This window comes from Pseudomonas sp. FSL R10-2189 (assembly GCF_009600325.1).
GTDB lineage: Bacteria > Pseudomonadota > Gammaproteobacteria > Pseudomonadales > Pseudomonadaceae > Aquipseudomonas > Aquipseudomonas helleri.
Genome location: NZ_WIVZ01000128.1, coordinates 1 through 431, shown reverse-complemented (window position 1 = coordinate 431; position 431 = coordinate 1). Strand labels below are relative to the sequence as shown.

Genomic DNA, 431 nt, shown 5'->3' with positions numbered 1-431 from the left:
TCACTGTTGTAGGCGTAGCAGGTTGTGTTCTCCAGCGGGTCGAGGGTTTCGATGATGTTGCCGCGCGGGTCGTAGTCGTATTTCCACAGGCCGCCTTCGGCATCGCGGGTTTTGAAGCGCTGGTCCTGGTCGTCGTAGGCGTGGTGAATGCTGCTGCCGTCCGCGCGGGTGTGTTGCAGCAGGTTGCCGCGCTCGTCGTAGGCGTAGGTATCGGTGCTGCCGTCGGTGTGGATATGGCGGGTGACGTTTTTGGCGGCGTCGCGAAACAGCCATTCTTCGTTGCCGTCGGGGTAAATGATGCGGTAGGTGTAGCCGAGGATGTCGTAGTAGTGCCAGGTCTCTTGGCCCAGGGCATCGGTGACGTAGGTCAGGCGGATGTTGGGGTCCCATTCCAGGCGGGTGTCGTAGCTGCCGTCGTCGGCCCACTCGCG

1 protein-coding gene is annotated in these 431 nt (G+C 62.2%); it reads right to left on the bottom strand.

Going from position 1 to position 431, the window contains the following annotated elements:
* A partial coding sequence (locus tag GHO32_RS26230; RefSeq protein ID WP_153426456.1) for an RHS repeat domain-containing protein occupies window positions 1–431 on the bottom strand: 431 nt, incomplete at both ends.